We start from the raw sequence: 22,664 nt of genomic DNA, 5'->3' as shown, positions 1-22,664 counted from the left end.
GGCGGGGCCCCTTCCGCGTGCGGCGGGTCCTTCCGTACGCGCCCTCAGATCAGCCCGTGCTCGACCAGGTACTCCAGCTGCGCCCGCACCGAAAGCTCCGCCGCCGGCCACAGCGAACGGTCCACGTCGGCATAGACATGGGCCACCACCTCGGCCGAGGTCCGGTAGCCGGTCTCCACGGCCGTCTCCACCTGGGCCAGCCGGTGCGCGCGGTGGGCCAGATAGAACTCGACCGCGCCCTGCGCGTCCTCCAGCACCGGCCCGTGCCCCGGCAGCACCGTGTGCACCCCGTCGTCGACCGTCAGGGAGCGCAGCCGCCGCAGCGAGTCCAGATAGTCGCCCAGCCGGCCGTCCGGATGCGCCACCAGGGTCGTTCCGCGTCCGAGGATCGTGTCCCCGGTGAGCACCGCCCGGTCGGCCGGCAGATGGAACGACAGCGAGTCCGCCGTGTGGCCGGGCGTCGGCACCACGTACATCTCCAGCCCGCCGGTCGTGATCACGTCACCGGTGCCCAGGCCCTCGTCGCCGAGCCGCATCTCCGGGTCCAGCGCCCGCACCTTGGTCCCGGTCAGCTCCGCGAACCGGGCGGCGCCCTCCGCGTGGTCCGGATGGCCATGGGTGAGGAGCGTCAGCGCGACCCGGCGGCCGGCCCGCTCGGCGGTGTCGACGACGGCCCGCAAATGAGTCTCGTCCAGCGGGCCCGGATCGATGACAACCGCCAGGTCCGAGTCGGGCTCGGCGACGATCCACGTATTGGTCCCGTCCAGCGTCATCGCGGAGGGGTTGGGTGCCAGGACATTGACCGTACGGGCGGTGGCGGGGCCGGAGAGCACACCGCCGCGCGGCTCTCCGGGCAGCGCCGCAGCGTCACTCATCGCGCACCGCCTTCCGCGTCGGCCGTCAGCTCCACGTTGCCCGATTCACCCTCGCCGCGCGTTTCATCCGCGTCGGCTGCGGAAATGTGCTTCGTGAACTCCGCGTGCCCCGGCCAGCTCAGCACCAGCTCGTCGCCGTCCAGGCGGGCCTGCGCGAGTACGGGGGTGAGGTCCTGGTCCGACGCCGCCTCCAGCGCCCGCGCGGCGGTGGCGTACGGGCGGAGCGTCCGCAGCGTCGCCACGGTCGGCGGCATCATCAGCAGCTCGCCCCGGTCGTAGCCGTCGGCCGCGTCGCCCGGCGTGATCCACACCGTGCGGTCGGCCTCCGTGGAGGCGTTCCGGGTGCGCTGGCCCGCGGGGAGCACGGCGACGAAGAACCAGGTGTCGTAGCGGCGCGGCTCGAACTCGGGTGTGATCCAGCGCGCCCACGCGCCGAGCAGGTCCGAGCGCAGCACCAGCCCGCGCCGCTCCAGGAACGCGGCGAACGACAGCTCGCGCGAGACCAGCGCCGCCCGGTCGGCCTCCCAGTCCTCGCCCGTGGTGTCGGTGACGACCGTTTCCGGCGTCGGTCCGGCGAGCAGAACCCCGGCCTCCTCGTACGTCTCGCGGACGGCCGCGCAGACGATCGCCTGCGCCTCGGCCGGTGTGCCGACGCCCAGCCGCTCGGCCCAGGCCGCCGGTGCGGGACCGGCCCAGCCGACGAGCCGGTCGTCGTCGCGCGGGTCCACCCCGCCCCCCGGATAGGCGTACGCCCCTCCGGCGAAGGCCATCGAGGTGCGCCGGCGCAGCATGTGGACGGCGGGTGCGCCCCCGGCGGCGCCGTCCCGGAGCAGCATCACGGTGGCCGCCCGGCGGGGCACGGCGGCCGTCAGCTCGCCTGCGGCGAGGGCCCTGATCCGGCCGGGCCATTCCGGGGGGTACCACTGACCATTGGACATGGCCGGAGGCTATCCGGAACCGCGCCGATGTTCGAGAGGTATCCCGATCCGTACATGGCGTCTACACCTACATCGGCGCGGCCTCCGGAAACACGCGATCCCGCCCGGTCGTCACGACCGGACGGGATCGACGGCGGATACGGGCCGCATCGGGGAGATGCGGGCCGGGTCAGGCTTCGGTCAGCTCGACCTGGATCTCGACCTCGACCGGCGCGTCCAGCGGCAGCACGGCGACGCCCACGGCGCTGCGGGCGTGCACGCCCTTGTCCCCGAGGACCTCGCCCAGCAGCTCGCTCGCGCCGTTGACCACACCGGACTGGCCGGTGAAGTCGGTGGCCGACGCGACGAAGCCGACGACCTTCACGACCCGCGCGATGCGGTCCAGGTCGCCCGCGACCGACTTCACCGCGGCCAGGGCGTTCAGCGCGCAGGTCTTGGCCAGCTCCTTGGCCTCGTCGGGCGTGACCTCGGCGCCGACCTTGCCGGTGACGGCGAGCTTGCCGTCCACCATCGGCAGCTGGCCGGCCGTGTACACGTACACGCCCGACTGCACGGCCGGCTGGTACACGGCCAGCGGCGGCACGACGGCCGGCAGCGGCAGCCCCAGCTCGGCGAGCCTCGCCTCGACGGTGCCCGCCACTACTGCTTCTCCCGCTTCAGGTACGCCACGAGCTGCTCGGGGTTGTTCGGGCCGGGAACGACCTGGACCAGCTCCCAGCCGTCCTCGCCCCAGGTGTCCAGAATCTGCTTGGTCGCGTGCACGAGAAGGGGCACGGTCGCGTATTCCCACTTGGTCATGGCCCGACTGTAATGCCTGCGCAATCCAGGGCACGCGCAGCCTCGTGCGTAGCCTGCGGTGTGACTGGTTAGGCTCGAATACGTGAGCAGGTTCCAGGTCGTCAGCGGCAAGGGCGGTACCGGTAAGACCACGGTCGCCGCCGCCCTCGCGCTCGCCCTCGCGGCCGAGGGCAGGCGCACTCTCCTCGTGGAGGTCGAGGGCAGACAGGGCATCGCCCAGCTCTTCGATGCGGGCTCCCTCCCCTACGAGGAGCGCAGGATCGCCGTCGCCCCCGGCGGCGGCGAGGTCTACGCCCTCGCGATCGACGCGGAGCTGGCGCTCCTCGACTACCTCCAGATGTTCTACAAGCTCGGCAGCGCGGGCCGGGCGCTCAAGAAGCTCGGCGCGATCGACTTCGCGACCACCATCGCGCCCGGCGTGCGGGACGTCCTGCTGACGGGCAAGGCCTGCGAGGCGGTCCGCCGCAAGGACCGGCAGAACCGGTTCGTCTACGACCACGTGATCATGGACGCCCCGCCGACCGGCCGCATCACGCGCTTCCTCAATGTGAACGACGAGGTGGCCGGGCTCGCCCGGATCGGCCCGATACACAATCAGGCCCAGGCCGTGATGAGGGTGCTGAAGTCCCCGGAGACCTCGGTGCATCTGGTCACCCTGCTGGAGGAGATGCCGGTCCAGGAGACCGCGGACGGCATCGCGGAGCTGCGCGCCGCCGAACTGCCGGTGGGCCGGGTCATCGTGAACATGGTGCGCCCGCAGCTGCTGGACGGCGACGCGCTGAGCGCCGCCTCGGGCGGCCGGCGCAAGGAGATCGCCAAGACGCTGACACGGGCGGGCGTGACCGGCGCGGCGGGGCTCGTACGCCCGCTGGTCGAGCAGGCCGCCGAGCACACCCAGCGGGTCGCCCTGGAGCGCGAACAGCGCGCGGTGCTGGCGGGCCTCGGCCTGCCGGGGTACGAGCTCCCGCTGATCGGCGAGGGGGTGGACCGGGCCGGGCTCGACACGCTGGCGGCCGCGCTCCGCGAACAGGGCGCGGGCCAAGGGGAGTCCGGACGAGGGGCGGGTTCATGACAGCACGCACAAGGGCGGCGGCCCCCGTACCGGCCCTGGACACCGACGCCCTGATCAACGATCCGGGCATCCGGATCATCGTCTGCTGCGGCTCCGGCGGCGTCGGCAAGACGACCACCGCGGCGGCGCTCGGCGTGCGGGCGGCGGAGCGCGGACGCAAGGTCGTCGTCCTCACCATCGACCCGGCCCGCAGGCTCGCCCAGTCCATGGGCATCGATTCGCTGGACAACGTGCCGCGCCGGGTGAAGGGCATCGAGGGCGCCGGTGAGCTGCACGCCATGATGCTCGACATGAAGCGGACCTTCGACGAGATCGTCGAGGCGCACGCGGACGCGGAACGGGCCCGCGCCATTCTGGAGAACCCCTTCTATCAGTCCCTGTCGGCCGGCTTCGCGGGCACGCAGGAGTACATGGCGATGGAGAAGCTCGGTCAGCTCCGGGCGCGCGACGAGTGGGACCTGATCGTCGTGGACACGCCGCCGTCGCGGTCCGCGCTGGACTTCCTGGACGCCCCGAAGCGTTTGGGCTCGTTCCTGGACGGGAAGTTCATCAAGCTGCTGATGGCCCCGGCGAAAATGGGTGGCCGCGCCGGAATGAAGTTCCTCAACGTGGGCATGTCGATGATGACCGGGACGCTCGGCAAGCTGCTGGGCGGGCAGTTCCTGCGGGACGTCCAGACGTTCGTCGCCGCGATGGACACCATGTTCGGCGGCTTCCGTACCCGCGCCGATGCCACGTACAAACTTCTCCAGGCGCCCGGCACGGCGTTCCTCGTCGTCGCGACACCGGAGCGGGACGCGCTCCGCGAAGCGGCGTACTTCGTGGAACGCCTGGCGGCGGAGGGGATGCCACTGGCGGGACTGGTGCTCAACCGGGTGCACGGCAGCGACGCCGCCCGGCTCTCCGCCGAACAGGCGCTGGCCGCCGCAGAAAATCTTGAAACCGGTGGCATTGTGGATCAGGCGGCCGGGAAGGCTGGACTTCGTGAGCCCGCCGACTCTCCCACGGCCGGGCGCGCACCCACCGCCGATGCCCCTGGAACCGCCGCTCCCGAATCCGCTACGGACCCCGAGCTCCGGACCGACCGTACGCCAACCATCACAACCGAAGAACTGACCGCCGGACTGCTCCGTCTGCATGCCGAACGGATGCAGTTGGTCGCGCGCGAACAGGACACCCGCGACCGTTTCACCGCGCGCCATCCCGAGGTACCCGTGACCGCCGTGGCCGCGCTGCCCGGAGACGTCCACGACCTCTCGGGCCTGCGGGCCGTCGGGGACCGGCTCGCGACCGGATCGGACCCGGCCGGAGCTGCCTAGCCGCTCGTCGTGCGTACGTACGGTGGGGGCCGTACGACGCCCTCGTACCGGACAGGCGCTAGCCGACGGCGGCGAACGTCTCGTGCAGCTCGCCGTTCTCCAGCCCATTCGCCACGGGCAGCATGCCCGTGGACCGCTCGTACTCGCTGCGGGCGGTCTCCAGCAGCCGGCGCCAGGACGTCACGGTCGGCCGCCTGCGCAGCAGCGCGCGGCGCTCCCGCTCCGTCATCCCACCCCACACGCCGAATTCGACGCGATGGTCCAGCGCGTCGGCCAGGCACTCGGTCCGCACCGGGCATCCGGTGCACACCGCCTTGGCCCTGTTCTGCGCTGCCCCTTGTACGAACAGTTCATCCGGATCAGTAGTGCGGCAGGCTGCCTGCGCACTCCAGTCGGTTACCCAGCCCATCCCGGCGCCGTCCTCTCCCGAATCGAGGCTCCCCCACGGCGGCAGCGGCATATTCACCTTCACCGCTGCCAGTTGAGGACGTTACGGAAGGTGGCGACAGCACAACACCCCCTTCGGGCCCAATCTTGAATGGCCCGAACGGACTATGCGTATGCGGCAGATCACCCAGGGGAGTGAGGGGAGGACATGCGGGACCAAGTCGCCTTCATCAGGACAGTCCACCAAAACCGCAACGGGCATCCGGTGACACGCCGGGCGAATTCGGGAACGCCGGGCGCATGGCCTGATCGTGCGCGGGGGTTGATACGTAACCGGACTGCTGTGACAGTTGAGAGCAGCTTAGGCCAAGGCATATCCCTGTGTCCGGCGAATGGGAACGCAGCCGCCCCGCACCGCCATGCCACCAGGTCGGAGCCCACGGCCGCGCGTGTACACGCCGGTCCGAATGTCACGGTCCGGTACGCGAACGCTCCGAGAAGCACCCGGTCCTACGGAACGCTCATATCTACGGATTAGGCTGCCCCCATGCCAAAGAAGCGCTCGGGCGGGGGTCTCACCAAGACCCAGCAGGCCGCCAAGTTCCTCGGTGTCGCCGCACTCTCGGGAGTCGTCCTCGCGGGTATCGCGCTGCCGGCCGCCGGAGCACTGGGTCTGGCCGCCAAGGGGACGGTCGACGGGTTCGACGAGATCCCGGCCAATCTGAAGACGCCACCGCTGAGTCAGCGCTCCAAGATCCTGGACAGCGAGGGCGGCCTCATCGCCACGGTGTACTCCCGTGACCGCACGGTGGTGCCGCTGACGAGCATCTCGCCGTACATGCAGAAGGCGATCATCGCGATCGAGGACGCCCGCTTCTACGAGCACGGCGCCGTCGACCTCAAGGGCATCCTGCGCGCGATGAACCGCAACGTGCAGGCCGGCGGGACCGCGGAGGGCGCCTCGACGCTCACCCAGCAGTACGTGAAGAACGTCTTCGTCGAGGAGGCGGGCAACGACCCGGACAAGGTCGCCCAGGCCACCCAGCAGACGCTCGGCCGCAAGATCCAGGAACTGAAGTACGCGATCCAGGTCGAGGAAGAGCTCGGCAAGAAGAAGATCCTGGAGAACTACCTCAACATCACGTTCTTCGGGCAGCAGGCGTACGGCGTCGAGGCCGCCTCCCAGCGCTACTTCTCCAAGTCGGCCAAGAACCTGAGCCTGGAGGAGGCCGCGCTGCTGGCCGGGATCGTGCAGTCCCCCAGCCGCTACGACCCCATCAACGACATAGAGGAAGCGACCAAGCGCCGCAACACCGTCCTCCAGCGGATGGCGGACACCGGGAAGATCTCGCGCGAAGAGGCGGAGAAGGCCCAGAAGAACCCGATCAAGCTCAAGGTCAAGCGCCCGCAGAACGGCTGCATCACCGCCGTCAACGGCGCCGGGTTCTTCTGCGACTACGTCCAGAAGATCGTCAAGAACGACCCGGCCTTCGGCAAGACCGAGAAGGAGCGCGCCAAGCTCTGGGCGACCGGCGGTCTGACCATCAAGACCACGCTGGACCCTCGCTCGCAGGCCGCCTCCAACGAGGCCGCCACCTCCCGCGTCAACTCCGACGACAAGGTCGCCGCCGCGGTCGTCCAGGTGCAGCCGGGCACCGGCCGCATACTGGCGATGGCCCAGTCGCGGCCGTACGGTCTGGACCCGTCCAAGCACCAGACCATGCTGAACCTCTCCGTCGACCACGCGATGGGCGGCAGCTACGCCGGCTTCCAGGTCGGCTCGACGTTCAAGCCGATCACCGCCGCGGCGGCGCTGGAGAAGGGCATCAGCCCGGCGCAGAGTTTCGACACGCCCTCCTCGATAACGCTGCCCGCCGACGCCTTCCGCACCTGCGAGGGCGCCCCCGCGGACAACAAGCCGTGGGACGTGGAGAACGAGACGGAGACCGAGAAGGGCATGTTCGACATGACCAGCGCGCTGGGCAAGTCGATCAACACCTACTTCGCCAAGCTGGAGGAGAAGGCCGGCCTCTGCGAGACGCTGACCATGGCCAAGAAGGTCGGCTACACGCGCGGTGACAACAAGCCGCTGCTGCAGATTCCCACCACCACGCTCGGCAGCCAGGAGTCGACCCCGCTCGCCATGGCCGCGGTCTACGCGACCTTCGCCAACCGCGGCACGTACTGCTCGCCGGTCGCGATCCTCTCCGTCAAGAAGGCGGACGGCTCGGCGATCGACGTACCGAAGTCGAAGTGCGACCGCGCGATGAGCGAGCACACGGCCGACACCCTCAACCAGATGCTCAAGGGCGTCGTCGAGGACGGAACCGGTACGCAGGCCGGTCTCAGCGACCGCGACAACGCGGGCAAGACCGGTACCACCGACGAGCGCAAGAACGTCTGGTTCGTCGGCTACACGCCGAACCTGTCCACGGCGGTGTGGGTCGGCAGCGACGGTGCCCGCCAGGAGTCGATGACCAACATCGTCATCGGCGGCCAGTACTACGACAAGGTCTGCGGTGGCTGTCTGCCAGGGCCGATCTGGAAGACGGCGATGACCGGCTCTCTGAGTCCCTCCGAGACCCCCTCCTTCAACGCGGTCGACGTGCCGCGCGCGAAGGAGAAGGAGAAGGAGGACAAGGACAAGCGGAACCGGGACCGCGACAAGCGGAAGCCGGGCGACAACAAGCCCGGTGACGACAACCCGTTCCCCGGCATCAGCATCCCACCGGGCGTCATCGGCGGACCCGGCGACGACAACGGCCACGGCCGCGGCCAGAACGACGGCGGCGTGAACGGCCCCTGAGCCGAGACCGCTCACACGCGAGGGCGGGGCGCCCCCGGAACCACCGGGGGCGCCCCGCCCTCGTTCACGGCGTGCGAAGGGAGCCGGCTCAGCCCGCGAGGAGCTTCTTCACCGCGGCGGCCACCCGGCCGCCGTCGGCGCGACCGGCCACCTTCGGGTTGACGATCTTCATGACGGCGCCCATCGCGCGCGGCCCCTCTGCCCCGGCGGCCTTCGCCTCGTCGACGGCGGAGGCCACGACGGCGTTCAGCTCGTCGTCGCTCAGCTGCTGCGGGAGGTACGCGTCGAGGATCTCGCCCTCCTTCTTCTCCCGCTCGGCCTGCTCGGTCCGGCCGCCCTTGGCGAAGGCCTCGGCCGCCTCGCGGCGCTTCTTGGCCTCCTTGGCGATCACCTTCTGCACCTCGTCGTCGGAGAGCTCGCGGGCGGACTTGCCGCCCACCTCCTCCTTGGTGATCGCGGTGAGGGTCAGCCGGAGCGTGGACGAGGTCAGCTCGTCACGCGCCTTCATGGCCGTGGTGAGGTCTTCCTGGAGCTTGGACTTGAGCGTGGTCATGAGGAGATTGTGGCAGGTGCGGACCGTCCGGCGCCCGCCTGTTTTCCCGCGGCCGGGCGCCGTCTGCGACGATGGGCGCATGCGCGCACGCTACGGAGTACCCCTGAAAATCACGGCGGTCACCGCCGCGGCCGGCGCCGCCGGTCTCGTCTACGCGGCAGGCTTCGAGGTCCGCTCGTTCCGTCTGCGCAGGGTCACCGTCCCGGTGCTCCCGCAGGGGGCGCGCCCGCTGCGCGTCCTGCAGATCTCCGACGTGCACATGGTCAGCGGGCAGCGCAAGAAGCGCGCCTGGCTCCAGTCGCTGGCGGGCCTGCGGCCCGACTTCGTCGTCAACACCGGGGACAACCTCTCCGACCCCGAGGCCGTACCGGAGCTGCTGGACGCGCTCGGCCCGCTGATGGAGTTCCCGGGCGTGTACGTGTTCGGCTCCAACGACTACTACGGCCCGAAGCTGCGCAACCCGGTCCGCTACCTGTTCGAGAAGGCGTCGGGCCGGCACGGCCTCAACGGAAACGCCCCGGCGGTGGGCGTCGTCCACAACCCGTGGGAGCCGATGCGCGACGGCTTCGACGAGGCGGGCTGGCTCAACCTCTCCAACACGCGCGGCCGCCTCAAGCTGGACGGCCTGGAGCTGGCCTTCACCGGCCTGGACGACCCGCACATCAAGCGCGACCGGTACGCCGAGGTCGCCGGCGGCCCCGAGACGGACGCCGACCTGTCGATCGGCGTGGTCCACGCCCCGTACCTGCGCTCCCTCGACGCCTTCACTACGGACGGTTACCCTCTGGTCCTTGCCGGTCACACCCACGGCGGCCAGGTCTGCGTCCCCTTCTACGGCGCCCTGGTCACCAACTGCGACCTGGACACGGACCGGGTCAAGGGCCTCTCCACGCACATCGCCGCCGGCAACCGCGCCTACCTCCACGTCTCGGCCGGCTGCGGCACAAGCCGCTACGCCCCGGTCCGCGTCGCCTGCCCCCCGGAGGCCACCCTTCTCACCCTGACCCCCCGCGACGCCTGACCCCGGGCCACCCCGACCGATCGCGACAAAAACCGGATTTCGTCTCCGGGCGCCAGTGGGCTAGAGTTATCGATGTCGCCGGGAAACCGCGACGATCGGGGTGTAGCGCAGCTTGGCAGCGCGCTTCGTTCGGGACGAAGAGGTCGTGGGTTCAAATCCCGCCACCCCGACAGTGAAGTACCAGGTCAGGGCCGGTCTCCTTTACGGGAGACCGGCCCTGCTCGCGTTCCGCGAGCGGTCCGGGTGTCAACCAGGTGTGATCTTGATTGGCACCCCAGCTCCGACATGACATGCACCTGACGCTGTCGGATCGACCCTCGGGGTTACGGGGCGGGCGTAACGCGACAGCGGCCGCGCGGTCGACGCCCGTTGGCGGTTCCGGGCTGCGGCGCGGGTGGCGGCCCAGGTGGGAGTCGATTCCGCATTCCTGTGAAGCGATGAGCAGATCGTCGTAAAACCTTTTGTTCAGGGGGAGTTGTGGGTTTATCTACGCGCGGAGCTACGTTCCCGACCGATCATTCGGGCAATTCAGGCGGGTTCTCTCCGGGCTATTACCGACTGGTACCGCGAGCTGCTACAACAGGTGACGCTCACTCAACCCCCCACCCACCCCCCACATTTCGGAGGGCTGACAGCCATGTCAGTACGGAGATTCTGGGCGTCCGCATCCACTCTGCTCCTCGCCGCCGCTGCCGCTCTGGGCTTCGTCCAGCCGGCTTCGGCGGCTTCCCCGGCCGCCGCCGGCGGATACGTCGCGCTGGGCGACTCGTATTCGTCCGGCGTCGGCGCGGGCAGCTATCTGTCCGACAGCGGTGACTGCCGACGCAGCACCAAGGCCTACCCCTACCTCTGGGCCGCTGCGAACTCCCCGTCGTCGTTCGCCTTCGTCGCCTGTTCGGGCGCCACCACGAGCACCGTGGCAGGCGGCCAGCTCGGGGCGCTCAGCTCGTCCACCTCGCTGGTGAGCGTCACCGCGGGCGGCAACGACGTCGGGTTCGCCGACGTCATGCAGGACTGCGTGCTGTCCGGCGAGTCCGCGTGCATCTCGGCCGTGAACGCGGCCGTCGGGAAGATGAACAACACGCTGCCTTCCCGGCTGAGTTCGCTGTATTCCTCCATCCACTCCAAGGCCCCGCAGGCCCATGTCGTGGTGCTGGGCTACCCGCGCTTCTACAAGATCGGCGGCAGCTGCCTCGTCGGGCTCTCCGACCGGGCGCGCACGGCCATCAACAACGCATCGGATGTGCTGAACGGCGTGATCGCCAAGCAGGCGGCGAACTCCGGGTTCACCTTCTCCGGGGTCGCCGACGAGTTCACCGGGCACGAGCTGTGCTCCGGCGACCCGTGGCTGCACAGCGTCTCGATCCCCCTTTACAACTCGTACCACCCGAAGGCCGCAGGGCAGTCGGGCGGCTATCTGCCCGCGTTCCGCTCCGCGGCGTAGGCGGTACGAGCAGAAGGCTGCGGCGCGGCGGTGTCCCGGTTCTGCGGGGTATCGCCGCGCCGTCCGTCATGCCGGGCGGGACGCCTTGATCGAGTACATCAAGGGGATGCGCGGGCGGTCCGGCGGAAAGCGGAAGAAGTCGTCCGTGCCACGTTTCAGGACGGGGAAACGCGCGAAGAGCGAGACGTCGTGCTCGTGGAGGAACTCGATCCGCAGGCCGGCGGCGGCCAGCGCCGACACCACACTGCCCACCGGGTGCTGCCACTCGACGCTGCGGTTGTGGACGGTCGGGGCGTCGAAGTCCGCGTACGTACCCGGCGTCTCGTCCACCCATGCCTCACGGCTGAAGTAGTCGTGCACGATCCGCGAGCCCGACTCGTCGTCGAGGCAGTCCGTGAGCGGATGGAACTCAGCGAGGTACAGGAATCCGCCCGGCGCCACCAGCGACGCGGCCGTCTCCGCCCAGCGGTCGATGTCCGGCAGCCAGTTCAGCGCGCCGACGCCCGTGTACACGATGTCGTACGAGGAGTCCGGCACGGCCTGGGCCGCGTCGTAGACGTCGGCGGCGACGAAGGCCGCCCGGTCGGGGCCCAGTCCCATGTCCAGGGCGAGGGCGCGCGCGGTCTCGACGGCCGGTTCGGAGAAGTCGAGGCCGACGACCTGGGCGGCGCCGTGCCGCGCCCAGGAGATCGTGTCGAGTCCGATGTGGCACTGCAGATGCAGCAGCGTCCGACCGGTCACGTCACCGACCTCGGTCACCTCGAAGGGCCTCAGCGCGTCCTTGCCCTCACGGAAGGAGCCGAGGTCGTAGAAGTCACTGCCTGCGTGGATGGGCACACGCTCATCCCACATCCTGCGGTTGGCCTCGCGCCAGTCGGGCGGTATCGGAGGAGTGGACATGTGCGCGAGGTTATCCACAGGCTGCGGACGAAGCGAACGGATTGTCGGCGGTTCTGCGCAGAATGGGGTCATGACTGAGGCCAGTGGTTCGCCGACGACCGCATCATCCGTACCCCTGTGGGAGCAGCGTTTCCGGGCTCCCCGTGTGTCGCTGCCCGACTGGGCCGAGGACGCGCCGGACCGCGCGTTGTTCGTGTCCAACGCGACGGGGACCTACGAGCTGTACACCTGGGACCGGGCGACCGGCGAGCAGCGCCAGGTGACCGATCGCCCGAATGGGACGACGGACGGCGTGCTGACGCCGGACGGCGAGTCCGTGTGGTGGTTCGACGACACGGACGGGGACGAGTTCGGGGTGTGGATACGGCGGCCGTTCCGCGGCGGGGCGGACGCGGAGACCGCGCCGGCCGCCCCCGGTCTCGAACCGTCCTACCCGGCCGGGCTGGCGATCGGCCGGGACGGTACGGCGGTCATCGGCCGGTCGACGGACGAGGACGGCACCACGGTCCATGTCGTACGGCCAGGTGAGGCCCCCGTCGAGATCTACCGGCACCGCGAGTCGGCCGGGGTCGGGGACCTCAGCCGCGACGGCACGCTGATCGCGCTGGAGCACACCGAGCACGGGGACGCGATGCACTCCGCCCTGCGCGTGGTCCGGCCGGACGGGACGACGGTCGCGGAGCTGGACGACACCGAGGGCGGTACCAAGGAGCTGGGGCTCGCGGTCCTCGGATTCGCCCCGGTCGCCGGTGACCCCCGGCTGCTGGTCGGGCACCAGAGGCGCGGCCGCTGGGAGCCGATGATCTGGGACCCGGTGGCGGGCACGGAGACGGATCTGGCCATCGACCTGCCGGGCGATGTGGGCGCCGAGTGGTATCCGGACGGCTCCGCGCTGCTCATCGAGCACGGCTTCGAGGCCCGTAGCGAGCTGTGGCGGTACGAGCCCGTCGCGGCCGACGGCCGGCTGGTGCGGGTGGAGACGCCCACCGGTACGGTCTCGGGCGCCACGGCCCGGCCGGACGGGACGGTGGAGTACCTGTGGTCGTCGGCGGCCGAGCCGCCCGTCGTCCGCTCCACGACCGGTGCGGTGGTGCTGGACCCGCCGGGGGCCAAGGCGCCGGGGTCGGTGCCGGTCGAGGACGTCTGGGTGGACGGGCCCGGCGGCCGGATTCACGCACTCGTGCAGCGCCCGGCGGCCCCCGCCGAGGGGCCGTTCCCCACGGTCTTCGAGATCCACGGCGGCCCCACCTGGCACGACAGCGACGCGTTCGCGGCCGGTCCCGCCGCCTGGGTGGACCACGGCTACGCGGTCGTACGGGTCAACTACCGCGGCTCGACCGGGTACGGGCGGGCCTGGACGGACGCGTTGAAGCACCGGGTCGGGCTCATCGAGCTGGAGGACATCGCGGCGGTCCGGGAGTGGGCCGTGAAGTCCGGTCTCGCGGACCCGGCCAAGCTGGTCCTGGCCGGCGGCTCCTGGGGCGGCTACCTCACCCTGCTCGGCCTCGGTACGCAGCCCGGCGACTGGGCCCTCGGCCTGGCGGCGGTCCCCGTGGCCGACTACGTCACGGCGTACCACGACGAGATGGAGGGCCTGAAGGCGATGGACCGCACCCTGCTGGGCGGGACACCCGAGGAGGTGCCCGAGCGGTTCGAGGCGTCGTCGCCCCTGACGTACGTCGACGCCGTACGGGCGCCCGTCTACATCTCGGCCGGCGTCAACGACCCGCGTTGCCCGATCCGCCAGGTCGAGAACTATGTGGACCGGCTCAAGGACCGCGGCGCCGTGCACGCGGTCTACCGGTACGACGCGGGCCACGGCTCGCTCGTCGTGGAGGAGCGGATCAAGCAGGTCCGGCTGGAGCTCGAATTCGCCCGGCGCCACCTCGCGGGGGCCTCCTCCGCCGGGTCCGGTGACCCGAGCGGCGAGGAGGTGCCGGTCGGCGGGGCGTAGGGGGCGGATAAAGGCGGGCTTTCCGGGTGCCCCCGCTCCGGTCGGCCGGAGCGGAGACCGTACCGTGGAGGGGTGTACCGGTTCCTGCTGACCCCGCGATGGTGGGGGATCAACCTCTTCGTCGTGCTGGCCATCCCGTTCTGCGTGTTCATGGGCACCTGGCAGCTCGGCCGTTTCGAGGACCGCGTGCAGACGCACGAGGCCGCGCAGGAGCAGCCGGAGCCGGGCAGCCGGACGGCCGCGCCGCTCGACGAGCTGCTGCCCGTGACCACGGAGACCTCCGGCCGGCCCGCCACCGCCACCGGCCGGTACGCGGACCGCTTCCTGGTGCCCGGCCGCGAACTGGACGACCGCAAGGGCTTCTACGTCCTGGACATGCTGCGGACCGACAGCGGCAAGGCCCTTCCGGTGGTGCGCGGCTGGCTGCCCGGAGAGCCCGGCCGGACCCGGGTGCCGCCCGCGCCGGCCGGTGAGGTCACGGTGACCGGCGACCTTCAGGCGTCGGAGAACGCCGGCAGCTCGGGGGTCGGCGCGACGGGCGGGCTGCCGGACGGCCAGGTGGGCATGATCAGCGCCGCGTCGCTGGTCAACCTCGTGCCGTACGACGTGTACGACGCGTGGGTGACGCTCCCGAAGAGCGACGCGGGCGCCTCGGGCACGGCCGCCGCCACGGGGTCGGGCGACGGCTCCCGGTCCGGCGCGATCGCGCTGCGCCCAGTGCCGGCCTCCGCGCCGGAGGGTGGCGGGCTCGACCTCAAGGCGTTCCAGAACCTGGGCTACACGGGTGAGTGGTTCGTCTTCGCCGCGTTCGTGGTCTTCATGTGGTTCCGACTGGTCCGGCGCGAGGCCGAGGCTGCCAGGGACGTGAAGCTGGGCCTGGTCCCCGACACGGAGGCCCCTTCCGGAGCGTGAGCGGGGCCGTCAACCCTTCCGGCCACCGACCCGCCCCGTTGCCGCCCCGTCCTACGACGAAGGTTCCAGGACCCCCGTGCGGTAGATCGTGCCCGCGCACGCGTTGTCGATCTTCGTCGTCGCGATCGGGGCCCCCGGTTCCGGGGTGTGCCGCACGGAGATGCTGCCCTGCGCGGTGCCCACGCCGTCCGCGGCGCCGAACTGGGGCTCCGTGCCCGTCTCGCTCTCGCCCGTGCCGCCGCCGGTGACCGCGGCCCCGGTGGAGCCGCCGTTGCCGGCGCCCGCCGCGCCGTCCGTCGGCGTCGGGGAGGGCGTGGTCCCCGTGGACGGACAGGTGTCCTTGGGCACCCACGCGAACTGCACCTCGTAGACCATGTCCGGCTTCAGCAGCATCATGGCCTCCTCGGTCGCGGGGTCGGGAAGCCCGGACGCGGGGTCGCCCTCGGTGTGCCGGACGACCTGGATACGGGTCGGGTCGGCGGCGCCCATGGCCTCGAAGCCCACGGTGCCCCCGCTGCTCACCGCGCACTCCTCGCTGGACACGTTGGCGATGCGGAAGGACCCGTACACCGTGCCGTCGGCACCCGCGGCGCCGGTACCGGCCGACTTCACGCCGAGCTGCCCCGGATCGCAGGCGGGCATGGTGCCCTGTGCGCTGGCGGCCGGGTCGGCGGAGGCGCCTGCCGTGTCGCCGTCCTGGCCCCGGACACTGCTGTCGGTCGGGCTCGCGGTGTTCTGCGGAACGCCCTGCCCGCCGTTCGGGTGGCCTTCGCCGGGCTCGCCACCGCCGCCGTTGCCGGAGTCGGTGCCGGGCTCGTCCCCGTTCCCGCCCTGCGCCTGTTCGCCGTGGCCGACGATGGCGGGGCTCGCGGTGCTCGAACCCTTCGAGTTGGCGACGTGCACGAACGCGGGGATCGCGGTGCCGATCAGCAGCGCGGCGGCGGCCGCACCCACCAGGGCCTGCCGTCGCCGGGCCCGCCGGGCGGGCACGGCGCGATGCAGCCGGTCGAGGCTGTCCTCGCTCGGCTCCAGGCCCCGCACGGCGCCGCGCATCATGTCGCGCAGCGCCTCCTCGTCGATGCCGCCCCCGCCGAACAGGTCGGCCGGGGTCGTGAAGCCCACCGTGTCGCCGTCCTCGGCAGGACGTGCGCCCGGTTCCTCGTGGTGGCCGTCGCGCCGGCTCATACCTGCGCCTCCATCACCACGCGCAGGGCCGCGATGCCCCGCGAGCCGTACGCCTTCACCGAACCCAGGGATATCCCCAGCGTCTCGGCGACCTGAGCCTCGGTCATGTCCGCGAAGTAGCGCAGGACCAGCACCTCGCGCTGGCGCCGCTGGAGGCCGCGCATCGCCTTGATCAGGGCGTCCCGCTCCAGCTGGTCGTACGCCCCCTCCTCGGCGCTCGCCATGTCCGGCATCGGCTTCGAGAGCAGCTTCAGCCCGAGGATGCGGCGGCGGAGCGCGGAACGCGAGAGGTTGACGACGGTCTGGCGCAGATACGCGAGGGTCTTCTCGGGCTCGCGGACCCGGTTGCGCGCCGAGTGCACGCGGATGAACGCCTCCTGTACGACGTCCTCGCAGGACGCCGTGTCGTCCAGCAGCAGGGCCGCGAGGCCGAGCAGCGAACGGTAGTGGGCGCGGTAGGTTTCGGTGAGATGGTCGACGGTGGTGCCGGTTGCCACGCTCTCCTCAGCGCCCTCGCGCTGCGACGGCAGCCCCGTCTGACGCGCGGCGGGCATGGGCGCGATCACGGGCATGCCACCGGCTGCGCGGGCTCGTCGGCGCGGTCGCACCGAAGTGCCGCGCAAGGGGCCCACCACTGTGATATCGAGAACCTCTGCCACGCCAGTTGGACACGCTTCCCCCCGCCAGGGTTGTACGCATTCGGCACCGCGTTTGAAGCCCTGCGATACGCCTTCATACGAACCCGCTCTTCCCAGATGCCCCGCACATGCGCCCCGCCGCGCAAGAAGTGACCGCTTAGACGCCCGGCGTCCGACCCGCGGTTGCAACGAACCGAAAGGTCATCGTCTGTCACGGCGACTGCCCAGCTCAAGAGGTTCAGACCAGCGAGTTGCTCACAGATCGTTCACAGAAAGTACGAAACGGGTTCGATCCGGACCTCATGATCACGACTGGTCAGGAGCGGGGGAACTCGGCGGCCACCGACTCCGCGATCTGGGCCACGTTGAGTGCCGCGCCCTTGCGCAGGTTGTCGCCGCAGACGAACAGTTCCAGCGCGCGGGGGTCGTCCAGCGAGCGCCGTACCCGGCCGACCCAGGTCGGGTCGGTGCCGACCACGTCGGAAGGGGTCGGGAAGTCGCCGGCGCCGGGGCTGTCGTACAGCACCACGCCGGGGGCCGTCGCCAGGATCTCGTGGGCCCGGTCGACCGCGACCTCGTTCTCGAAGCGCGCGTGCACGGACATGGAGTGCGTGGCGACGACGGGGACGTACACGCAGGTCGCCGACACCCGCAGGGCCGGCAGGTCGAGGATCTTGCGGCACTCGTCGCGGATGGACAGCTCCTCCGAGGACCAGCCGTCCCCCGCGTCCGTCCCGGCCCACGGGACGACGTTGAGCGCGACGGGCGCGGCGAACGGGCCGCCGTGCGTGTCGCCCACGACGCGGCGTACGTCGCCCGGCTTCGTACCGAGTTCGGTACCGGCCACCATCGACAGCTGTTCGCGCAGCACGGCGACGCCGTCGCGTCCGGCGCCGCTGACGGCCTGGTAGGAGGAGACGACCAGTTCCCGCAGGCCGAACTCGGCGTGCAGGGCGCCGACGGCGACGATCAGCGCCAGCGTGGTGCAGTTGGGGTTCGCGACGATGCCGCGCGGCCGCATCCGTACGGCATGCGGGTTGATCTCGGGCACGACGAGCGGAACGTCGCCGTCCATCCGGAAGGCGGCGGAGTCGTCGATGACGACGGCGCCCTTGGACGCGGCGAGCGGCGCCCAGCGTGCGGAGACCTCGGCGGGCACCAGGAACAGGGCCACGTCGATGCCCTCGAAGACCTCTTCGGTGAGTTCGAGGACCTCGCTCTCCTCACCGCGTACGACCAGCTTGCGGCCGGCCGAACGCGGTGAGGCGACGAGTCTGACCTCGCCCCAGACGTCCGCGTGCTGCGAGAGGATCTGGAGCATGACGCCACCGATCGCCCCGGTCGCACCGACGACCGCGAGCGAAGGGCGGCGTCCGGTCATCGGCCGGTGCCCCCGTACACGACAGCCTCGTCGGAGTCGCTGTCGAGACCGAAGGCGGTGTGCACGGCGCGCACGGCCTCGTTGACGTCGTCGGCGCGGGTGACCACCGAGATGCGGATCTCGGACGTCGAGATCAGCTCGATGTTCACACCGGCGTCGGACAGCGCCTCGAAGAAGCCCGCGGTCACACCGGGGTTGGTCTTCATACCGGCGCCGACCAGGGAGATCTTGGCGATCTGGTCGTCGTAGCGCAGCGACTCGAAGCCGATGACGCCGCGGTTGCGCTCCAGGGCGTCGATGGCCTTGCGGCCCTCGGCCTTCGGCAGCGTGAACGAGATGTCGGTCAGGCCGGTCGAAGCGGCGGAGACGTTCTGCACCACCATGTCGATGTTGACCTCGGCGTTCGCGATCGTGCGGAAGATCGCGGCGGCCTCGCCCGGCTTGTCGGGCACGCCGACGACGGTGATCTTGGCCTCGGAGACGTCATGGGCGACTCCGGAGATGATCGCGTGCTCCACCTTCTGGTCCCCTTGCGGCTCGTTGCTGACCCAGGTTCCGCGCAGTCCGGAGAAGGACGAGCGGACGTGGATCGGAATGTTGTAACGGCGTGCGTACTCGACGCAGCGGTGCAGCAGCACCTTGGAGCCGGACGCGGCCAGCTCCAGCATGTCCTCGAAGGAGATCCAGTCGATCTTGCGGGCCTTCGTGACGACCCGCGGGTCGGCGGTGAACACGCCGTCCACGTCGGTGTAGATCTCGCAGACGTCGGCTTCCAGCGCCGCCGCGAGGGCGACGGCGGTGGTGTCGGACCCGCCGCGGCCGAGGGTGGTGATGTCCTTCTTGTCCTGGGACACACCCTGGAACCCCGCGACGATCGCGATGTTCCCCTCGTCCAGCGCCGTGCGGATACGGCCCGGCGTCACATCGATGATGCGCGCTTTGTTGTGGACCGAGTCGGTGATCACGCCTGCCTGGCTGCCGGTGAACGACTGGGCGTCGTGGCCCAGGTTTTTGATCGCCATGGCCAGCAGCGCCATGGAGATCCGCTCTCCCGCGGTCAGCAGCATGTCGAACTCACGCCCGGCCGGTATCGGGGATACCTGCTCGGCGAGATCGATCAGCTCGTCCGTCGTGTCGCCCATCGCTGACACCACGACAACCACCTGGTTGCCGTTCTTCTTGGCATCGACGATTCGCTTGGCGACGCGCTTGATGCCCTCGGCATCGGCTACGGAGGAGCCTCCGTACTTCTGCACGACAAGGCCCACGTGCGCTCCTCGCTCAGTCCATTACTGCGGTCGGCTCAGTTTAACGAGCAGCCCGGAAACGCCCCGCTGGTACCACATGGTGAGATGTCCCGCTCACCACTTGATCGTCGGCGTGTCGCTCCGAACCGCTCGTACCGCCCTGCTGCCCACCGAACCCGTACGCATTCCCCTTTGTGGCCCAGGCCACACACGGTCGTCGGTGGAGCACCCGCCCCCGGAGGCCGGCCGGGGCCTCCCGCTACTTCACCGGCCGCAGGCCCAGCGGGCCCGCGATCTCCTCGACCATGACGCGGCCCGCCTCCTCGGCCAGGTCCTCGTCGCCGGCGTCCTGGTCGGTGTCCAGGCCGTCCAGCTCCTGGAGGGGCTGGTTGAGGCGGATGTGGGCGATCAGGGACTGGAGGGCGCGCAGGGTGGCCGACGCGGTGGAGCCCCAGTTGGAGAAGTAGGAGAACTGCCACCACCACAGGGCCTCCGTGGTGCGGTCCTCCTCGTAATGGGCCAGACCGTGGCGCAGATCGGTGACGAGGTCGGCCAGGTCGTCGGAGATACGGGCCGCGACGGGGGCCTTGCGCGGCTCGTACGGGTCGAAGACCTCGGAGTAGACGTCGATCGGCTCCAGGAGGGCCGCGAAGCGCTCCCGCAGGCCGTCCGCGTCGGGCTCGGCGCCGAGATCCGGCTCGTAGCGCTCGTCGGGGAGGATGTCCTCGTACGCGCCGAGCCGGCCGCCGGCCAGCAGGAGCTGGGAGACCTGGAGGAGCAGCACCGGAACGGCTTCTTCCGGCTCCTCGACCCTGGACACCTCGGTGACCGCGACGATGAACGTCTTGATCTGGTCGGCGATCTGGACCGCGAAGTCGCCGGGGTCCTGGGTGACGGTGTTCAACGTGGCGTCAGACATCGAGGAGACCTCCCGTGTGCACGGTCGGAGACGGTGGGTAGACGATAACCGCGCGGAACATAAAGCCCTTGTGAGCCGCGGTGGCGGGCGCCTCAGACATCGAGCAGCCGCCTCCCCTCGAAGGCGCGTCCGAGGGTGACCTCGTCCGCGTACTCCAGGTCGCCGCCCACCGGCAGGCCGCTCGCCAGCCGGGTGACGCGCAGGCCCATCGGCTTGACCATCCGCGCCAGGTACGTCGCGGTGGCCTCGCCCTCCAGATTGGGGTCGGTCGCCAGGATCAGCTCGGTGATGGAGCCGTCCGCGAGGCGGGCCAGCAGCTCGCGGATGCGCAGATCGTCCGGCCCGACGCCCTCGATGGGGCTGATCGCCCCGCCCAGCACGTGGTAGCGGCCCCGGAACTCACGGGTCCGCTCGATCGCGACGACATCCTTGGGCTCCTCGACCACGCAGATGACCGAACGGTCGCGCCGCTGGTCGCGGCAGATGCCGCACTCCTCCTGCTGGGCCACATTGCCGCAGACCGCGCAGAAGCGGACCTTGTCCTTGACCTCCAGGAGGGCATGGGCGAGGCGCCGCACGTCCGTGGGCTCCGCCTGGAGGACGTGGAAGGCGATCCGCTGCGCGCTCTTGGGACCGACGCCGGGCAGCCTGCCCAGTTCGTCGATGAGGTCCTGAACCACGCCTTCGTACAACGGAACGCCTTCCTGACTGAGTCGGCTGAGTCGTGGTACGTACCGTAGGGGCTACGTACGCTCTTGGGTATGCGGCCGGCGGCCTCGGGTGTACGGCCGGTCAGAACGGCAGGCCGGGCACTCCGCCGCCCAGGCCCTGGGTCAGCGGCCCGAGCTTCTGCTGCTGGAGCTGCTGGGCGTTCTCGTTGGCCGCCTGGACCGCCGCGACGACGAGGTCCGCGAGGGTCTCGGTGTCCTCCGGGTCCACCGCCTTCGGGTCGATCACGAGGCCGCGCAGCTCGCCCGAGCCGTTGACCGTCGCCTTGACCAGGCCGCCGCCCGCCTGTCCGTCCACCTCGGTCCTGGCGAGTTCCTCCTGCGCCCGCGCCAGCTCCTGCTGCATCTTCTGGGCCTGCTGCAGCAGCTGCTGCATATTGGGCTGACCACCACCGGGAATCACGGTCACTCCAGGCATTTCGACGACAAATGTTTCGGTACGCCGAGCCTACGTGGTCACCGGGCGGTACGCCCCACCCGCCGGGACGCAACTCTTTCGAGTGAGATCCGGGAAGTGGTGCCGTGACTCCTATACCTGACCAGAGGCCGTACGCACGCGGGAATACCGCGATTTCGATCCCACGGCCCACCATTCGGCGGTAGGAAGGGCATGCGCCCCGGTACACACGCGCATACTTCCCGTCACGCATGGTTACGCACGGGGGACTGCCCGTCGCGTCCGGAGGCAGGGAGCAGCCAGGGAGCAGAGCAGGGTCCGCCCCGTCGTCGAGTACGCGGTCGAGAGCACGCGTCGCTATATGCAGCATGCAGAGGAGTACCCCGGTGAGTCAGCCGGAGATGCAGCCCGAAGTGCCGCCCCGCAAGTCCGGCACGCCCGGTCAGGCGGGCGCGGCCGCTCCTTCCGGCACGGGCTCCGGCGCCGGGAGCCGTGCGGGGCGGGGCCGTGACCTGACCGGGGAGCCGTTCCCGCTGGGCGACTGGGGCGAACCGTCCCAGCGGCTGGACGAGCTCTACCGCTGGCTGGAGGCGGACGCCCTGCGCACCGCCGACTGGTATCTGAACGACCGGCTGTGGAAGCGGCGGGCCGCCAGGGCGCTGCGGCTGGGCACCGCGGCCGGGGTGGTCGCGGGCGCCGCCCTGCCGCTGCTCGACCTGACGGGAGCGCTGGAGGGCGCGGCGGGCTGGGGCTACCTGTCGCTGCTGCTCGGCGCCGCCTGCATGGCGTGTGACCGGTACTTCGGACTGACCTCGGGCTGGATAAGGAATCTGGCGACGGCGCAGGCCGTGCAGCGCCGGCTCCAGGTGCTGCGGTTCGACTGGTCCTCGGAGTGCGTACGGGAGGTGCTGGGGCCGACCGAGGGGACGGCGAGCGAGGCGACCGAGCGCTGTCTGGGCGTGCTGCGCCGCTTCTCCGAGGACATCACGGAGCTGGTCCGGTCGGAGACGGCCGACTGGATGGTGGAGTTCCGGGCCGGTCCCGCGCCGCTGGGGATGCAGGCCCTGGTCTCCGGCGGCTCGGGGAACGGGCGCCCCGAGCCGGGTACGACGCACCGCTTCCCGCTCCAGTCGATGGGCCGGCCGAACATGCCGCGGCAGCGGCCGCCGGAGTCCCCGCGCTGACCGGTG

Annotated in this window: 22 protein-coding genes and 1 tRNA gene; 9 read left to right on the top strand and 14 right to left on the bottom strand. The window is 70.7% G+C overall.

Features of this window, described 5'->3' with window-relative positions; translation table 11 throughout:
- Positions 1-44: 44 nt before the first annotated feature.
- The 4 genes from OG710_RS14945 to OG710_RS14930 all read right to left on the bottom strand — a co-directional run bounded on the left by OG710_RS14945 (position 45) and on the right by OG710_RS14930 (position 2,611).
- Positions 45-875: an MBL fold metallo-hydrolase gene (locus OG710_RS14945; RefSeq protein WP_330239770.1), complete on the bottom strand. Its 831-nt coding sequence runs from the start codon at positions 873-875 to the stop codon at positions 45-47.
- The gene (locus OG710_RS14940) at positions 872-1,813 is read right to left on the bottom strand and encodes an NUDIX hydrolase (RefSeq protein WP_330239769.1); all 942 of its coding nucleotides are present in this window, start codon (positions 1,811-1,813) and stop codon (positions 872-874) included. The genes OG710_RS14945 and OG710_RS14940 overlap by 4 nt, the downstream gene beginning before the upstream one ends.
- A 169-nt stretch (positions 1,814-1,982) precedes the next feature.
- A complete protein-coding gene (locus tag OG710_RS14935) occupies positions 1,983-2,453 on the bottom strand; it encodes a RidA family protein (RefSeq protein ID WP_111329986.1) in 471 nt (156 codons plus the stop codon).
- On the bottom strand, positions 2,453-2,611 hold the full coding sequence (locus OG710_RS14930) for a DUF4177 domain-containing protein (RefSeq protein ID WP_003991873.1): 159 nt from the start codon (positions 2,609-2,611) through the stop codon (positions 2,453-2,455). Before OG710_RS14930 ends, OG710_RS14935 begins: the two co-directional genes overlap by 1 nt.
- Positions 2,612-2,693: 82 nt before the next feature.
- Here OG710_RS14930 and OG710_RS14925 point away from each other — a divergent pair, with 82 nt between their 5' ends.
- On the top strand, positions 2,694-3,683 hold the full coding sequence (locus tag OG710_RS14925) for an ArsA family ATPase (RefSeq protein ID WP_330239768.1): 990 nt from the start codon (positions 2,694-2,696) through the stop codon (positions 3,681-3,683).
- The gene (locus tag OG710_RS14920; protein WP_330239767.1) at positions 3,680-5,002 is read left to right on the top strand and encodes an ArsA family ATPase; all 1,323 of its coding nucleotides are present in this window, start codon (positions 3,680-3,682) and stop codon (positions 5,000-5,002) included. Before OG710_RS14925 ends, OG710_RS14920 begins: the two co-directional genes overlap by 4 nt.
- 58 nt (positions 5,003-5,060) lie before the next feature.
- Here the strand turns inward: OG710_RS14920 and OG710_RS14915 are convergent, their stop codons facing one another.
- Positions 5,061-5,411, bottom strand: a complete 351-nt coding sequence (locus OG710_RS14915) for a WhiB family transcriptional regulator (protein WP_199563912.1) — start codon at positions 5,409-5,411, stop codon at positions 5,061-5,063.
- 525 nt (positions 5,412-5,936) lie between these two features.
- Here OG710_RS14915 and OG710_RS14910 point away from each other — a divergent pair.
- Positions 5,937-8,195 carry a transglycosylase domain-containing protein gene (locus OG710_RS14910; RefSeq protein WP_330239766.1) on the top strand — a complete coding sequence of 753 codons (2,259 nt, stop codon included), beginning with the start codon at positions 5,937-5,939 and terminating at the stop codon, positions 8,193-8,195.
- Positions 8,196-8,283: 88 nt separating this feature from the next.
- Here OG710_RS14910 and OG710_RS14905 read toward each other — a convergent pair whose 3' ends face one another.
- Positions 8,284-8,748, bottom strand: a complete 465-nt coding sequence (locus tag OG710_RS14905; RefSeq protein ID WP_111329979.1) for a GatB/YqeY domain-containing protein — start codon at positions 8,746-8,748, stop codon at positions 8,284-8,286.
- 79 nt (positions 8,749-8,827) lie between these two features.
- On the opposite strand from OG710_RS14905, the gene OG710_RS14900 reads away from it, so the two are divergent.
- The 3 genes from OG710_RS14900 (at position 8,828) to OG710_RS14890 (ending at position 11,213) form a co-directional block, all read left to right on the top strand.
- Positions 8,828-9,769 carry a metallophosphoesterase gene (locus OG710_RS14900; protein WP_330239765.1) on the top strand — a complete coding sequence of 314 codons (942 nt, stop codon included), beginning with the start codon at positions 8,828-8,830 and terminating at the stop codon, positions 9,767-9,769.
- A gap of 96 nt (positions 9,770-9,865) precedes the next feature.
- Positions 9,866-9,939 (top strand) — tRNA-Pro (locus tag OG710_RS14895).
- 467 nt (positions 9,940-10,406) lie between these two features.
- Positions 10,407-11,213, top strand: coding sequence for an SGNH/GDSL hydrolase family protein (locus OG710_RS14890; protein WP_111329977.1), 807 nt, complete (start codon positions 10,407-10,409; stop codon positions 11,211-11,213).
- A 66-nt stretch (positions 11,214-11,279) separates the two neighbouring features.
- Here OG710_RS14890 and OG710_RS14885 read toward each other — a convergent pair whose 3' ends face one another.
- Complete coding sequence (locus tag OG710_RS14885; protein ID WP_330239764.1) at positions 11,280-12,113, bottom strand: class I SAM-dependent methyltransferase; 834 nt, start codon at positions 12,111-12,113, stop codon at positions 11,280-11,282.
- Positions 12,114-12,183: 70 nt separating this feature from the next.
- On the opposite strand from OG710_RS14885, the gene OG710_RS14880 reads away from it, so the two are divergent.
- Positions 12,184-14,067: a S9 family peptidase gene (locus OG710_RS14880; RefSeq protein WP_330239763.1), complete on the top strand. Its 1,884-nt coding sequence runs from the start codon at positions 12,184-12,186 to the stop codon at positions 14,065-14,067.
- A 72-nt stretch (positions 14,068-14,139) separates the two neighbouring features.
- Entirely contained in the window at positions 14,140-14,979 is an 840-nt protein-coding gene (locus OG710_RS14875; protein ID WP_330239762.1) for an SURF1 family protein, read from the top strand.
- A gap of 51 nt (positions 14,980-15,030) precedes the next feature.
- On the opposite strand, the gene OG710_RS14870 is transcribed toward OG710_RS14875, so the two are convergent.
- The 7 genes from OG710_RS14870 to OG710_RS14840 all read right to left on the bottom strand — a co-directional run bounded on the left by OG710_RS14870 (position 15,031) and on the right by OG710_RS14840 (position 21,480).
- Positions 15,031-16,164, bottom strand: coding sequence for a hypothetical protein (locus tag OG710_RS14870; RefSeq protein WP_330239761.1), 1,134 nt, complete (start codon positions 16,162-16,164; stop codon positions 15,031-15,033).
- A complete protein-coding gene (locus OG710_RS14865; protein ID WP_330239760.1) occupies positions 16,161-16,736 on the bottom strand; it encodes a SigE family RNA polymerase sigma factor in 576 nt (191 codons plus the stop codon). The genes OG710_RS14870 and OG710_RS14865 overlap by 4 nt, the downstream gene beginning before the upstream one ends.
- Before the next feature lie 382 nt (positions 16,737-17,118).
- Positions 17,119-18,183, bottom strand: a complete 1,065-nt coding sequence (locus OG710_RS14860) for an aspartate-semialdehyde dehydrogenase (protein WP_330239759.1) — start codon at positions 18,181-18,183, stop codon at positions 17,119-17,121.
- Entirely contained in the window at positions 18,180-19,451 is a 1,272-nt protein-coding gene (locus OG710_RS14855; RefSeq protein ID WP_330239758.1) for an aspartate kinase, read from the bottom strand. The genes OG710_RS14860 and OG710_RS14855 overlap by 4 nt, the downstream gene beginning before the upstream one ends.
- A gap of 238 nt (positions 19,452-19,689) precedes the next feature.
- Positions 19,690-20,349 carry a DUF5063 domain-containing protein gene (locus OG710_RS14850; RefSeq protein ID WP_111329969.1) on the bottom strand — a complete coding sequence of 220 codons (660 nt, stop codon included), beginning with the start codon at positions 20,347-20,349 and terminating at the stop codon, positions 19,690-19,692.
- A 92-nt stretch (positions 20,350-20,441) separates the two neighbouring features.
- Entirely contained in the window at positions 20,442-21,041 is a 600-nt protein-coding gene (recR, locus tag OG710_RS14845) for a recombination mediator RecR (protein WP_018514171.1), read from the bottom strand.
- A 100-nt stretch (positions 21,042-21,141) separates the two neighbouring features.
- A complete protein-coding gene (locus OG710_RS14840; RefSeq protein WP_111335347.1) occupies positions 21,142-21,480 on the bottom strand; it encodes a YbaB/EbfC family nucleoid-associated protein in 339 nt (112 codons plus the stop codon).
- Positions 21,481-21,875: 395 nt separating this feature from the next.
- On the opposite strand from OG710_RS14840, the gene OG710_RS14835 reads away from it, so the two are divergent.
- The gene (locus OG710_RS14835) at positions 21,876-22,658 is read left to right on the top strand and encodes an SLATT domain-containing protein (RefSeq protein WP_111329968.1); all 783 of its coding nucleotides are present in this window, start codon (positions 21,876-21,878) and stop codon (positions 22,656-22,658) included.
- Positions 22,659-22,664: the final 6 nt, after the last annotated feature.

The sequence above is a fragment of the Streptomyces sp. NBC_00525 genome, assembly GCF_036346595.1.
Classification (GTDB): Bacteria; Actinomycetota; Actinomycetes; order Streptomycetales; family Streptomycetaceae; genus Streptomyces.
This window is presented reverse-complemented; position numbering and strand designations above follow the sequence as displayed.